General features: G+C 45.2%; 12 protein-coding genes. 10 read left to right on the top strand and 2 right to left on the bottom strand.

The genetic code is table 11. The features are described from left to right. Positions 1–80: 80 nt before the first annotated feature. From C170_RS16540 to C170_RS16525, 4 genes are all read left to right on the top strand, one after another. Positions 81–698, top strand: coding sequence for a hypothetical protein (locus C170_RS16540; protein WP_036611834.1), 618 nt, complete (start codon positions 81–83; stop codon positions 696–698). Positions 699–709: 11 nt separating this feature from the next. Continuing rightward, a complete protein-coding gene (locus C170_RS16535) occupies positions 710–988 on the top strand; it encodes a hypothetical protein (RefSeq protein ID WP_036611832.1) in 279 nt (92 codons plus the stop codon). A 28-nt stretch (positions 989–1,016) separates the two neighbouring features. Further along, the gene (locus C170_RS16530) at positions 1,017–1,577 is read left to right on the top strand and encodes a DUF4303 domain-containing protein (protein ID WP_036611830.1); all 561 of its coding nucleotides are present in this window, start codon (positions 1,017–1,019) and stop codon (positions 1,575–1,577) included. A gap of 257 nt (positions 1,578–1,834) precedes the next feature. Then, a complete protein-coding gene (locus tag C170_RS16525) occupies positions 1,835–2,176 on the top strand; it encodes a hypothetical protein (protein ID WP_051447236.1) in 342 nt (113 codons plus the stop codon). Between the two features lie 84 nt (positions 2,177–2,260). Here the strand turns inward: C170_RS16525 and C170_RS16520 are convergent, their stop codons facing one another. Continuing rightward, positions 2,261–2,983, bottom strand: a complete 723-nt coding sequence (locus tag C170_RS16520) for a YheC/YheD family protein (protein WP_036611827.1) — start codon at positions 2,981–2,983, stop codon at positions 2,261–2,263. A gap of 453 nt (positions 2,984–3,436) precedes the next feature. Here C170_RS16520 and C170_RS16515 point away from each other — a divergent pair, with 453 nt between their 5' ends. The 5 genes from C170_RS16515 to C170_RS16495 all read left to right on the top strand — a co-directional run bounded on the left by C170_RS16515 (position 3,437) and on the right by C170_RS16495 (position 11,386). After that, entirely contained in the window at positions 3,437–4,531 is a 1,095-nt protein-coding gene (locus tag C170_RS16515; protein ID WP_036611825.1) for a bifunctional glycosyltransferase family 2/GtrA family protein, read from the top strand. Continuing rightward, entirely contained in the window at positions 4,531–6,822 is a 2,292-nt protein-coding gene (locus tag C170_RS16510; protein WP_051447234.1) for a glycosyltransferase family 2 protein, read from the top strand. The genes C170_RS16515 and C170_RS16510 overlap by 1 nt, the downstream gene beginning before the upstream one ends. Before the next feature lie 11 nt (positions 6,823–6,833). After that, on the top strand, positions 6,834–8,687 hold the full coding sequence (locus C170_RS16505; RefSeq protein WP_036611823.1) for a hypothetical protein: 1,854 nt from the start codon (positions 6,834–6,836) through the stop codon (positions 8,685–8,687). Positions 8,688–8,879: 192 nt separating this feature from the next. Continuing rightward, on the top strand, positions 8,880–10,019 hold the full coding sequence (locus tag C170_RS16500) for a 5-methyltetrahydropteroyltriglutamate--homocysteine S-methyltransferase (RefSeq protein ID WP_036611821.1): 1,140 nt from the start codon (positions 8,880–8,882) through the stop codon (positions 10,017–10,019). 602 nt (positions 10,020–10,621) lie between these two features. Next, on the top strand, positions 10,622–11,386 hold the full coding sequence (locus tag C170_RS16495) for a leucine-rich repeat domain-containing protein (protein ID WP_036611818.1): 765 nt from the start codon (positions 10,622–10,624) through the stop codon (positions 11,384–11,386). A 157-nt stretch (positions 11,387–11,543) separates the two neighbouring features. Here C170_RS16495 and C170_RS16490 read toward each other — a convergent pair whose 3' ends face one another. Further along, complete coding sequence (locus C170_RS16490) at positions 11,544–12,635, bottom strand: GntR family transcriptional regulator (protein ID WP_036612022.1); 1,092 nt, start codon at positions 12,633–12,635, stop codon at positions 11,544–11,546. A 433-nt stretch (positions 12,636–13,068) separates the two neighbouring features. Between C170_RS16490 and C170_RS16485 the strand changes: the two genes are divergently transcribed. After that, entirely contained in the window at positions 13,069–14,694 is a 1,626-nt protein-coding gene (locus C170_RS16485; protein ID WP_036611816.1) for a xylulokinase, read from the top strand. Positions 14,695–14,836 lie beyond the last annotated feature (142 nt).

The following is a 14,836-nucleotide window of genomic DNA, read 5'->3' as shown; positions in this document are numbered from 1 at the left end:
ATAAGATACATATATAGTTGAACCCGAACTGCTAAGGTCATTGGCATAACATTTCTAAACAGGGCGGTGAGCGAAAAGAAATGGACAAATTAAAGAATAGCGGATTCTATAAACTGAGATTCTTCATCACTCCTGAAGAGTTTAAAAGCCTTTTGCAGCTTTTGGAGCATCGGCAAGCGCAATTCCATCGTACCAATGCTGCCCGAACAGAGCATGATTATAATCAGGTGTACGAGGAGTATCAGACGTTCTATCAGTATTTTGTGGCAGGAGAAAAGAGAGATGACATCCATCCCTTCTTTGTTTACTCTATTTCTATTGCATCGGATCAAGAAAGTTCAGGATTTTTTGTGAGAAATGAAGGGGTTTCTTTTCCATATCACGGACAATGGGCAGAGGATGAACTGCCGTGTATCTTGATTTCATTTCCGAAAGGTTTCCAAGTTAATTTGGAAGATGAAAAAGGAAAGTACTATATATATGAGGATATCCGGGACCATAAGCCGCTGACCTATACGTTTTTCGATGAAATAAGAGACTCTATCAAAAAAATGACCAAACCCCTTCGCTTCTCAGCCCTTGATGCAGAAGCGATGAAGGAGCAAAAGCCCTCTGTGCGTATAAGCCATGATGCAATGCACAAATTGAGCCAATCGTGGATCTTCAGTAAATATAGACTTGTGATTCATGGCAAATAGGAGGGGCTGAAATGACGTTCGCCCTAAATATTATCTGTACCTGGGTACTGCTAGTTGCCTCATGTTCCGCAGTATGGTGGAGTTTCAGAACAGAAAAGCTTATAACCATCTCCTGGCTGGCATTTTTGCTACCGGCTGTCTTCCAGCTTGTTACCGCTTTCCGGATTGGTCCAGGCCAAGCAAAGTCACTCATCGTGTTCGGCTGTATCAATCTGGTGTTTGCTGCCCTTGTGGGTGCGGGTGTCTGGTATCTAGTCCAAATAGCCAATTCATATCGAAGGGGCAAATGATCAACGAATGAAAAGGGGAACTCTAATCATGAAGCCAATGCAAGAAATAGAGACGCTGGCCATAGAGATCGCCGCTGCCGCCAGAACGTCTTTTTGTACTCTTTTTGAAAATGGTGAACGTTACTATTATTGCACGTTATACACTACTGGCGAGGGACATGCGCCAAGTATCTCTGCATGGTCGTGGGAAGCTTTGGCGTTAGAATCTGCTAGGCAAGCAGAGGAAAGTGATACGCCGGTATCCACGATTGCGGATCTCATCAAATGGTCGTATGCGGATTCGCCCTATTGTTGTTTTGGGGATGATCACTTTGACGATGTCAAACAACGATATAACGAGCGTCCTTTCATTGCGGAACTGGAGAATGATGATTGGAAGCGCGAGTTGGATGTGAGGCTGAACGCCATGGAGCTGGCGATGAAAATGCTCGATGATGAAGGCGTATTTGCCTTAAATCAATCGCGAGAGTCCGTATGTGCCCTTGTTGAAGTCATGCCGCCGGATGAGATCAATACCGAAATTGCCTTACGTTTGAATCGGGCGGAATCTCCGGCTATGCAAGCATGGTTGGCGGAGGCGGCAGAATAGAAGCATCTGCAATTTAGGGAGTTTTGACCTTCTATTTGACCTTCTATAATGTACCGTTTCGGCTCAATTGGCTGAATAAGATGATTATGATAATAGGACTATAATTCTCGAACCACCTTTGCACATGAAAGGGTGGTTCTTTTTTATGTCTGCGACCCTCGGACAAACACACTTTTTCTGCCTTGTCCACATTTATACCTCACCAAAACTATTTAATTGCATTTAATAGATTATCAATAAAAAAGGAGGTTTTGAGAATGGGAAATAGAAGACCTGGAGCACCTAGAGGTGGTTATGACCCTGTTCAGATCTATAACTCGACTTCGTTTAATGCGAGTGGAGTAGTGGAGTATGCATCCATCTTTTGTAGCAACGATAGATATAGTGTTCAGCGTGATGAGACTTGGAGATCTTCCGGCCGTGGTGTGTGCCTGGTAACTAGAATCACCGCGACAGTTAGAACACCGAGTGGAAATATTGAGGCTGAACCGTATACCTCTTCTGGTACTTCGTACAGCCAGTTCGCCATTATACAGGTAGGGGTAAATCAGTTCCGAGTGACACGTGTTACAAGTGCGATTAGAAAATGCCGGAAATAACCGAAGAGGGTTAATATCGAGATTAGGTACGAAACATGAAGAGACGACTTGCCCGGGCTAGCAGGCAGGTCGTCTTCTTTTGCTTTAATGTTCTTTGTACCATAATATTCTGCGGTGCATCGAGGAATCTTTCAAAAGTCGGAAAGGCCGTAAGGCTGGTTGATAATTGCCTTCTATAATCCAAATTCGCCGTTTCTTGTCGATGGCTATATCGAACCCGACTTGTCTAAGCATAGGGTAATGCTCTCCCAATCGTTTGGCAGCTAATCGTGCAACTTGTTCCGCTCTGACAAGTAAGCGCCGATCTCCAATTCGAGCCAGTCTCAGTGCTTTAAAAACGGGAATGGGGCGGTTATTCACATTGGTGACTTGGTATCCTTGTGCAGCGACTTTAGCATAGGAACCTGTCACGTTCCAAGTGGACGAGGAACTCTTTTTGCGCTGAACCATGATCCGAATGTCGAACGGCCTGTGTTTAATTTGAGCAAGCTGCAGACGCTTTTGGACAATATATTCATCACTTTTGATTGTTTGTTCGAACCATTCCAGTAACTGCTCGTTGTCTCTCATGGTGACTGTGTTATTTTCATTTTGAATACGATAAGCATTTGCACCGCTTCGTTTAATGAACAGGATACCCCTTCCGTAACTGCCATTACGAGGTTTCAGTACAACGCTGGGATACTGAAGAAGCATCTTCGTTAACGTATCCTTCTCAAGCAACTGTGTTTCTGGCAACCGTTCAGCGAGAGAGGGCTCATCGCGCAGAATGCCACACTGCAACCATTTGTCTCTTTCGAATAACATTGGAATCACAGCCTTTTTTTAATCGTCTATGGTAATTCTAATTCAAATTCGTGATTCGCATAAGTGACCATTCGTCCAGATTTGTAAGTCGATGCATGTCCAATCGGTCGATGGAGACAGAAGATGAACTTTTGCGGAAATTACTGCATTCTGGGAAGGCGCTCATTCACGCTTTGAGTGCTTCTGGATACGCAGGCTCACTTCTATCACCACCGTGGATAACGGCATGCCGTGCTGGTACATGTACTGAAACAAGAGCCAAATGTGAAATGGTTTGAGTAGTACTAGACTGACCTTCCACTAGTACTTTTTACCTATAAATTAGCTTATAAAAAAGTGCGACTTTTTTACCAATATATATATAAATTATTCGTTTACTGTATGACTTTTCGATGTTATACTCACAATATTCAAAAAAATTTGTTGAAATATGTCGAATTGAGGCTTATCAGGATGATTATAGGTAAACAAAACGGCGAAGCGATCATCCTCATTCCATCACTTGAACCGGATGAGAGACTTCCAACCTATGTACGGCAATTGCGAGAGTATGGATTGACCAATATTGTTATTGTGGACGACGGATCGGGTGAGGCCTACCAGTCGATTTTCGAGGAGCTTCGTGAGAATGGTTGTGCTCTGCTAACACATGCGGAAAATCAGGGGAAGGGTGCGGCACTCAAGACCGGATTTGAGTATATTGGGAAGCAATTCGACGCATCTTCCTTCGTCGTAACCGCTGATTCAGACGGACAACACGCAGCTGAGGATGTATACCTCATAGCCCAAGAAGCAAGGATTTATCCGGACTCATTGGTGCTCGGGGTAAGAAACTTCAGCGAGGGGAATATACCCCCAAAGTCCCTGTTAGGCAATCGAATGACCTCCTTTATTTTTGCCATGCTCTATGGTAAAAAACTGTCAGATACCCAGACTGGGCTTCGTGCCTTCGGTCCAGGGTTACTTGCGTTTATGCAGGATGTTCGCGGCACTCGATTTGAATATGAGCTGCAGATGCTCATCTCGTGCATTCAGTCTGGCATACCGATTCATACGATGCCAATCCAAGTCATTTATGAAAATGGCAATGCGGGAACTCATTTTAAAGCAATCCAGGATAGTGCCCGAGTAATGGGTGTGTTGTTCTCCAATTTTCTGCGGTTCATTTCATCATCTGTGGCCAGTTCTGTTGTTGATTTGGGTATCGCCTGGTTTTTGATCGACGCGTTGCGGCCCGTGTTGGGTGAGCAGCACTATTTAAGAATTTTGCTTGCAACCGTGATTGCGAGAGTTATTTCCATTGTGGTCAACTATGTACTGAACAGACACTTTGTATTCCGCAAGGAGGATAGCCAGGGCAGTCTATGGCGCTATCTAACGTTATGCGGAGTAGTGATCTTGCTGTCCAGTACCGGTGTTTATATATTCCATACCGTTCTCTTCGTAGATGAGAAATTGGCGAAATTCGTCTGTGATGCCTTGCTGTTCCTGCTCAGTTTCCAATTGCAGCGAAGATGGGTATTTGCAGCAAGGAGGAAGCAGTTGTAGTGCAAAACGAAAAAAGGCAGAATATCTTTTTTGTCATCACGATGATCCTGATGTCGATTTATTTGGTATGGCGTACGTTCTTTACGTTGCCATGGGGTGAGGGCGTACTGAACGTCATTTTTGGTATGCTGCTGATTGTGGCTGAAACGGTCACCGTACTGACAACCTTTGAATTATTCTTTCAAAAGATGCAAAAAGAACGTACACAGCTCGATTTCCCAATCGTTCCGCCGGAGTATTATCCGGATGTGGATGTATTTATTGCTACGCATAATGAGCCTGTTGATCTGTTATATAAAACCGTTAATGCCTGTACGTTCATGGATTACCCGGACAAGCAGAAGGTTCATATCTATCTCTGTGACGATGGAGCAAGACCTGAGGTGGAGGAGCTTGCCAGACAATTTGGCGTGGGGTATCTGGGGTTCCCCGGAAACAAGGATGCCAAGTCTGGTAATCTGAACAATGCACTGAGCAAAAGCTCTTCGCCGCTCATTGCAACGTTTGATGCGGATATGATTCCACAGCACACCTTTTTGATGAAAACGGTACCCTATTTCATGCTCTCCACGTTTATTAAGGAGAATGAGGTATGGCGTCCTCGCCGAGAGGACGAGATGGACCCTAAGTTCAAGCTTGGTCTGGTGCAGACCCCGCAAAGCTTCTACAATCCAGATCTATTCCAGTTTAACCTGTATGCAGAGCAAGGTATTCCGAATGAACAGGATTTCTTCTCCAGAGAAGTGAACATCCTGCGTAATGCCTCCAATGCGGTAGCCTATACAGGAAGTAATACGATCATTTCCCGGCAGGGTATGGAAGACATCGGAGGTTTTCCGCTCAATACAATCACCGAGGACTTTGAGACAAGCATCCGCTTGCAGCAGGAAGGTTATATTACCTATGCGACTCAAGAGGTTCAAGCTGCCGGGCAGACAACAACAACAGTGAAGAGCATGATTAAACAACGAATTCGTTGGGCACGGGGTATCATTCAGAGCCTGCAGAATACGCGTGCACCTTTATCTGGCAAGCTCCCTTTCTGGACGAGAGTGACCTACTTAAGCAGTTTCTTATACTGGTGGTCCTTCTTTAATCGGTTGATTTTCATTTTGGCACCTATTTTGTTTGCGTTGTTCGACTTCCAGATTGTGAATACAACCTTTTGGCAAATCCTAATATTCTGGCTTCCATCTTATTTCTTCTATAGTGTATCCATGCGATATCTGTCCAGTAATATTCGGAATCAGCGATGGAGTCAGGTTATCGATACCATATTTATGCCTTATCTGATCTGGCCGGTTCTCCTGGAGACGCTGGGAATTCGCGAGAAAAAATTCAAGGTCACCAACAAAAGCAGAGCAAGCGGTCGACAATGGATGTCTGCTCTGTTATATGCACTTCCGCATATCTTCTTGCTGTTGCTTTCCATTGCAGCCGTGATTCGGTATGTGAATGGCAAGTACGGCATTGCGCTGTTCTTCAGCAGTATCATTATTTTCTGGCTGATTCATAACATGATTGCGCTGTGTTATGCCCTGTTCTTCATGATCGGCCGCCGTGCGTATCGGGAGACAGAACGGATTCGGGCGCAGGAAGATGTCACGATTCACGACCAAGCCAACAATCTGCGTTATCAGGCCAAGACGGTGGATGTATCTGAGCAAGGTATTGCCTTCTATGTCCCATATCCCATTTATTTGGCTGAGCAGAAGATCATCTCTTTGGTTGTCAAAACCGACCGGTATGAGGCCAATCTCGATGCAGTCATCGTTTATGTGAAACAGGATGGAGAGGGCTGGCGTTACTCCGCAACGGTTCAGCCGATTGATGAGAATGATAACCGCCAATACATGCAAATCATCTACGACCGTAAACACTCGTTGCCAGAGCAGATGAATCTGTGGGATACGGCTTATGACGATATGTTACGTAATGTGAAAAAAAGGATTGTTCAACCCAGATCGGATCAGCGAAAAATGCCGCGGCTTTCCCTTCAGCTTCCAGTTCATTTCACCAATGATGCTAGCTGTACGCTGCGCAGCTTCAATTATCGTTTCTTCTCCGCGACGGGTTTCCATGGTGATATTGCGGCAGGAGCGGTCGTTACTTTTTATACGAAGAGTAATATTGAAGTCATTTTGCAACATACGGGAAAAACGACAGCCCGTGAGCGCGAAGTGCTTCTCTCGGTGGAGAATATCGATGATATTGTGGAGAAGGGCCTGATCGACCAATTGCTGACGGATTTGATTCAGCCACATTCTGATCGTGCCACCAGAGAGGGTTAGGAGAGATAGAGATGCTCATTGTGCTTCATTTTGTGATGGGAGTTTTATTGATAATCTCCTTTGTTGGTTATATGCAGTTTGTTCGGAAGACATTTGCACTACGGTGGGAGTTTATCCCTGTATTTGTGTTTTCCTCGATTGCCTGCATCGTATATTTCGCTGGCTTGGCAGGTCAGCTCTTTACGGGCAGCCTTGTCATCCTGATTGCAGGTTTGCTTTTATATGGGGGAATGTTGTTTCTCAGGCCGCGCCGAGGGGCATCATTACGTATGTCCTTTTCCATATTCCAATTTTCATTCCTGGCAGGAACTTTTGTTTTCTTGCTGGTACTCTTTCAGAACCAATTAACACATTACGATAATTTCTCACACTGGGCTATCGTATTGAAGCAGATGTTGAGTACAGATGCCTTTCCGACGCCAGACTCCAACCTGATTGATTTTAAAAACTATCCGCTCGGGACTTCGTCGTTCATTTATTATGTCTGTCGTTTCATGGGGCACTCCCAGTCCGTAATGCTCTTGGCACAGGGATTGCTTATCTTTTCCTGTTTTTATGCCATGTTTGGCATTGTTTCGGAGAAGAAACGCTTTCTTCTGTATGCTTTTCTTGGACTCGGGTTATCTACACTTTCGTTTTTCAATCTTACGATTCGGATCACTAACCTGCTCGTGGATTTCTTGCTTCCGATCTACGCGCTCGCGATCCTGGCAGTGATCTACCAATATCGTAATGAGATCAAAAAGGCATGTATTGTTGTTTTTCCGCTTGCGGGATTACTGACCATCATCAAAAGCACGGGTATTATTTTCGCCGCGATCAGTCTGATTTTCCTAGTGTACTCATGGCTAAAACATAAGCAAAAGTTCAGTTGGAAAACAGCGCTCGCTGTAGTGGGTACGATCTGCGGTGCGCTGATTCCCTACTTTGGCTGGAGCTGGCGAATGGCGAAGGTGTTCCAAGGGATTGATAACAAGTTCGATGTGGCTACCTCGGGGATTCAGGCCGGCAAAACGCCAGAGCAGATGCGTGAGATTCTGTGGACTTTCCTCAAGGCCAGTACGGATCTGACGACACGGCCAGTGATCGGCATTGTTATTTTCCAGCTTATCCCAATCGCAGCTTCTGTATTTGCCATCGTTGTGCTCAAGAAGAAGTGGAACTTGTGGAAAGCACTAATTGCACTGGACGTTGTTCTGTTACTGTATTACGCAGGGATCCTGGCCCTGTATCTCTTCTCCATGCCATTGGATGAAGCAATTGTCCTAGCTGGATTTGAGCGTTATGCGTCCAGTATCGTGGTGCTGTTCGCCGGTGGGCTGGTGTTGTGTGCTGCGATCGACCTGGAGCGATCATTTCACTATCGGATTGGTGAAGTGCCTGATTATCAATCCTTTAAGACGGTTGAGACCAAAGGTCATTATCAAAAAGGCATCATCGGCTGTATGGCGGTTGCGGCCACCATCCTTTTGTCCGAATATAATGGTATCGTGTCTATCGCCCAAAGTTATGATACAACGCTCCCTTACAAGATTCATGCGGTTACTGGTGATCGGTGGTACTCAGATGGGCAAGAGGATAATAACAGATATCTCTTCTACGCCTCAGACAGGGACCAACAGGTCACGAACTATTACATGCAATATGTAGGGAAGTATTTCTTGTATGCTCCTCATGTGGACGGAATTGTGTTGTTCTATGAGGATAATATGGATAACCTTCTGAGCGGTTACGATTATCTGGTGGTTGTGGAGACGGACCTCAATGCCAAGTGGTTGCTGAAAAAACATTATGGCATCGACATGCAAGAGGGGATCTACAAAATCACCCGTGCCGGGGATCAGATCGTTCTTACTTTGACGTGAGATCATAATTGTTGAGATCCTGTTCTGAGCATCAGGTCAGGATAGATGGAATACATGATTGTATATAGAGTCTCCTTAAATATAGCCCGCTATAGCTAATACCTATAGCGGGCTATAACTCTTTCGTAGAACAGCTATTCCGATCGGATATGTTATATTTAATTCTATAATGATAAACGGGGAGATTAAACTATGAGCATACAAACAGAACCTAAACAACGAACAGTCACTCCATTTCGATATGATATTGTTGGCAGTTTCCTGCGCCCGAGTGCGTTGAAGGATGCCCGATTAAAATACCAGAACGGCGAAATTACCACGGAACAGTTGAATGAAGTGGAGAATGCCGAGATTGTGAAACTTGTACAGAAGCAAAAAGAGGTTGGACTTCAGGCTGTAACGGACGGCGAATTCCGCCGCTCTTGGTGGCATCTGGACTTTTTCTGGGGACTGGATGGTGTAGAGCGGACAATCATTGAGGAAGGCTACCGATTCAACGGTGCGACATCCAGACCGGAAACAGCTCGTCTGAGCGGCAAAATCAGCTATAGCAGTCATCCATTTGTAGCGCATTATGCCTTCTTGAAAGAAGCGGCTGGGGAAGACGTTGTTGCCCGTCAGTCCATTCCAGCAGCAGCTCAGTTCCTATTCGAATTGGACCGGGCAGATAATAAGGAAAGCACACAGGCCATCTATCCGAACCGCCAAGAGCTTCTCTCGGACATTGTCGGAGCGTACAAAGCATCCATCCTGGCTTTTTATGAAGCCGGCTGCCGTAGCATCCAGATTGATGATTGCACATGGGGTGCATTGTGTGACCAACAGTTCATCACAGTGATGGAGCAGATTGGTGTTAATGTGGAAGAGTACGCCAATGAACTCGCAAAACTGAACGAAGATGTGGTATCTGGCCTGCCGGAAGACCTCGTGGTAACCACTCATGTCTGCCGCGGTAATTATGTTTCGACATTTGCAGGAGTCGGTGGCGGTTATGAGCCGATTGCGCAGACACTTCTGAGCATCGATAACTACTCTGGATTCTATCTGGAGTTTGATACGGAACGGGCTGGAGACTTCAAGCCACTTCGATTCCTGAAGGACAATCAGCAGGTCGTACTTGGCCTCTTCTCTTCCAAATTCGGAGAGTTGGAGAACAAGGAAGATATCCTGAAACGGATTGAGGAAGCTACACAATATGTTGATCTGGATCGAATCTGCCTGAGTCCACAATGCGGCTTCGCTTCCACGGAAGAAGGCAACCATCTGACCGAGGAACAGCAATGGCGCAAACTTGCCTTCATTAAGGAAATTGCTGAAGAGCTTTGGAAGTAACTTTTTCAACGTCATTCATCATTCACGCACATGTTATGCATAAGTAAAAATTCGCTAAAAAGCCGTACGGACCATCATCCGTATGGCTTTTTGGTGTAGTCCTCATTGTAGAGTGGATGTTTGATCAGAGTCCATAATAGCCAAGAGAGTGAAGCAATGGGTAGAGATGCGAGTAACGGTTCAGGGAATCGGCATGAGTCAGGAAGAGGTGTGGTGGACGAAATAAAATAGCGACAGTTAGGACAAAGGGATCTTTGTCGCAACTGCCGCTATTTGTCTATTTCGCATGATATCGTCCTTTAGGCACCACCATGGGCGATCCCGAGACGGGGTCTTCTATGACCGTACATTCCAATCCGAAAATGTCTTTAACCTGTGGGGCGGTTATCACCTCTGCGGGCTTACCCTCAGCCACAAGTTTCCCGGTATGAAGCACAGAGGGTTACATTCCTTGATGAAGTAGTCCATTATCCGTTCTTAACGGAACAGTTATAGGATGAGAGCAGGAGGGGTTCTATTAAATTAGGATAAAAATAATATCCATGTATTACATTCCAGATCATGGTATATTTGTATTATTAAATAATGTAAGGAGATTCTACATGCATAATCAATTCATCAAAAAGTTGATCGTTCTTTGTTTGGTTTTTGTATTATTACCAGCAACGAGCGTTTTGGCTGCGTCGTCACTTATTAAGGACCCGGTCTTGGCCAAAGTTATTCGAGCAGATCTGAAGATGTCGGCTAAGAAGGAAATAAAGGCTGCCGATTTGAAAAAATTAAAATCTCTATATGCTATGGAATTAAAAAGTAAGATTTCTAACCTGCAAGGTCTTGAACATGCCGTTAATATGACGGATCTATTCTTGCCTGGTCAAAATATAAAAAATATTAAGCCACTCTACAAGTTAAAGAAATTGACGTTCTTAGCTGTTGAAGGCAATCAGATTGCAGATATCTCGCCACTTTTAGGTCTGACTAATCTGCAAAATCTGGTTATGGACGATAACAAAATCAAAAGCCTGGCTCCATTAAAAAATATGCATAAGCTGACCAGTCTGCTCGCCAGTGGTAATCAGGTGACTGATCTAATTCCTCTTCAGAAGTTAAAGCTGGAATGGGTCATTATGAACGATAATAAAATTCAGGATCTGACTCCTTTAAAAAATCATCCGACCTTGGAGTATCTATATGTAGAAAATAACCTCATTGAGGATATTTCAGTGCTCGAAACCATCCCACATCTAACAGAGGTATATTTGGCTAACAATCCGTTGAATGATCGAGCAGAGCAGGTTGTGAAAAAGCTGGAGAAGAAAGGTGTCCTTGTAAGTCTGGTAAGCGATGAAGCGGATCAGGCGAAGTAGTTTCGATTAGAAAAAATGTATATGTATATGTAAGAAGAAGTTAATCCCTCATTATATTGAACAAAAACAAAGAAGGCCGCAGATATTCTGACGGCCTTCTTTAAACATGCTGAACAGAAACGCTCGGTAACAAATTAACGCCCGTCCCACAACAATATTATTCCACTTCGATCTCCTTCACCGTCTCTCCTTCAACCAGCACAGGCTGATAGTAGGTGTTCGTTGGCAGATCCTTTTTGCCTTGCAGATTCTTGATCACCCAGTCGGCAGCATCGCGGCCCATTTGCTCTTGGGGGTGGGTGAGCGTTGTAAGCCTTATGTTGGCGTTCTTGGCAATATACGAATTGTCCTGTCCAATGATGGATAACTCATCCGGGATCGAGATGCCCAGTTGCCTGCAGGCGTGCACGACCTCCAGTCCCACTTCATCGTTGTAACAAACAATCGCGGTGAGCGCATCCCTGTTTTCGTCCAGATATGTGGCTACACTAGAAGATAAATCCGGTTTCGATGCGGTATCAAAGGAAAGCACTTGCTCAGGATGGAACCGTAACTTCGCTTCACCCAGCGCCTTGATGTACCCCTTCATCCGGTACTTGCCCTGTAGATCATCCATTTTGGCAATAATGCCGATCTGGGTATGGCCTTTGGCGATCAATTCACGTGTGGCAAGATAACTGGATTGCACGTCATCCAGGCAGAAGAACGGAACCTCCAGCTCCTCATAAAATGCATTAATCATCGTAAACGGCACATCCTGCTCTTTGAACGATAGGTAGTATGCAATGTTGGGATTGTAGAGATTACTTTTGGTTGGTTCGACAATCAGGCCATCCACGCCGTAGGAGAGCATCATTTCGAGGGCTTTTTTCTCCTGCGCTACATCATTATTAGTACTGGCCAGCAGTAACGAGTAGTTGTCCTCATTCAGACGACTCTCAATACCGCGAATGATGGACGGAAAGATGTAATCCGAGATGTATGTCGTGATCACACCAATCGTTTTCTTAGACGTATGGCCACCTGATCGTGATCGATACTGATTGCTAACGTAAGTTCCTGAACCCTTTTCGCTTCGTAAAAACCCTTCGTTTGATAACTCCAAAATAGCCTTCCGCACCGTCTGGCGACTTACGGTGTAGCTTTCCTGTAAAGCCAACTCGGTGGGGATCTGTTCGCCTATGCTATATGTCCCCGAAAGGATATGACTCTTTATATCATCAATGATGACCTGATATTTTGGCTTCACGTAGTCCACTTCTTTCATCGTTACTCATCTATATAAACGTAGTTGTTCAAATAGTTGTACGTACATATTTTAGCATGATTCAGTTTGAATGCATATAAAACAGCACAATTTTTGAAATAAACCGTACATATCAGGTCTTTTTAGAAAGAGGTGTACCTTACAGCATAGCCAATTTATAGCCATATAAGACCTTTGAATGGTTAAATAGAGTACAATATGTGTCCTTTGTAAGTATAACTATTATATATTATTGACAAATGTACGTACAAAAAATATACTAAGGCTGTCAGAAAAGGAAAGCGCATTCTTTGAAAACACAACAGGAAGCATTTATACAAAAATATTATTAGTCACTGCTATAAGTAAGAGATTCACCTTATATATGCATCCTTTGGGATGTGAAATCGCGACCGGAGAGGGGATACACGTGATTATGAGTCAATTGGACTTGAAAGAAGCCATTACCAAGGGTGCTACTTCGCTCGGTATTGAATTTGGATCAACGCGGATTAAGGCGGTGTTGATTGACGAGCGTTTTGAGACCATCGCGTCAGGCAGTTATGAATGGGAGAACCTCCTGAAAGATGGATATTGGACGTACAACCAGGAGGATATCATCACAGGTCTGCAAACGGCTTATCGTGAGATGAAGCAAGATGTGGAACAGAAATACGGTATTACGCTGCGCACGGTCGGGTCTATCGGATTCTCGGCCATGATGCACGGATATATCGCTTTGGATAGCGCTGGTGAACTGTTGGTACCTTTCCGCACGTGGCGTAACGCTACGACGGGAGCAGCTGCAAGAGAGCTAACGGAACTTCTGAAATTCAATATTCCGGAACGCTGGAGCATTGCCCACTTGTATCAAGCGATTTTGAACGAAGAGGTGCATGTGCCACAGATCGATCACCTGACAACTTTGGCTGGATACATCCACTGGTTGCTGACGGGCAATAAGGCGATTGGGATCGGCGATGCTTCAGGCATTTTCCCAATTGACGAGTCTACACATAACTATCACCCATCCATGATCCAACAGTTCGACGAACAGATCGCAGGCAAAGGTTATCCGTGGAAAGTTGAGGACCTTCTGCCCAAGGTATATCTCGCGGGTGAGAATGCGGGTGAGCTAACGGAAGCGGGAGCCAAGTTACTCGACCCTTCACAAGATCTGCAAGCAGGCATTCCGCTCTGCCCGCCAGAAGGCGATGCCGGAACGGGTATGGTGGCAACAAATAGCGTGAGAAAACGTACGGGCAACATCTCCGTCGGCACATCCGTATTTGCGATGATCGTACTGGAGAAGGAATTGTCCAAAGTGTATCCCGAGATCGATATGGTCACCACGCCGGATGGCAGTCCAGTAGGGATGGTGCATGCCAACAACTGTTCCAGTGATATCAATGCATGGATTGGATTGTTCCGTGAATTCTCTCAAGCGATGGGATATGAAGTGGACAACGGAAAGTTGTTTAGCGTGTTGTTTAACAAGGCTTTGGAGGCAGACCCTGATGGTGGTGGCTTGCTCAGCTACGGTTACTACTCAGGCGAGAACATTACGGGACTTGAGAAAGGCCGTCCATTGTTTGTCCGCTCCCCAGAAAGCAACTTCAATCTGGCAAACTTCATGCGGACACATCTGTTCAGTGCCTTCGGTGCACTCAAGTTGGGTATGGACATTTTGACGGAGGAAGAGAATGTAGCCATTGATAGTATTTTGGCGCACGGTGGCTTGTTCAAGACTCCTGTGGTGGGACAACGTATTGTGGCTGCTGCGATGAACGTACCGGTATCGGTAATGTCTACCGCTGGTGAAGGCGGCGCATGGGGCATGGCGCTTCTAGCTTCCTACATGATCAACAAGGATCAAGAGGAGAGCCTGGATGTGTTCCTGGAGCAGAAAGTCTTTAACGATGTGGAGGGTGTCGAAGTGGCACCGGATGCATCGGATGTGAAAGGGTTTGAAGCATTTATCGAACGCTATCGGAGTGGACTTGCGATTGAGCAATCAGCCGTAGATCATCTGGTAGAGGTTGTTCAAAAAGACCGCTTTTGATTACGAAGGATGCCTAGTGGCATCATCAACATCGAATATGGAATTCAGCCGAAATGTCCGTTGCTCACGTAGCTCGATCTACGCTCCGCTACTCCATTTCTAGCTTCATCCCATCTTCTCGGTACTGAAAACCGACTTTTTG

This window comes from Paenibacillus sp. FSL H7-689 (assembly GCF_000517905.1).
In the GTDB taxonomy this organism is placed as follows: domain Bacteria; phylum Bacillota; class Bacilli; order Paenibacillales; family Paenibacillaceae; genus Paenibacillus; species Paenibacillus amylolyticus.
This window is presented reverse-complemented; position numbering and strand designations above follow the sequence as displayed.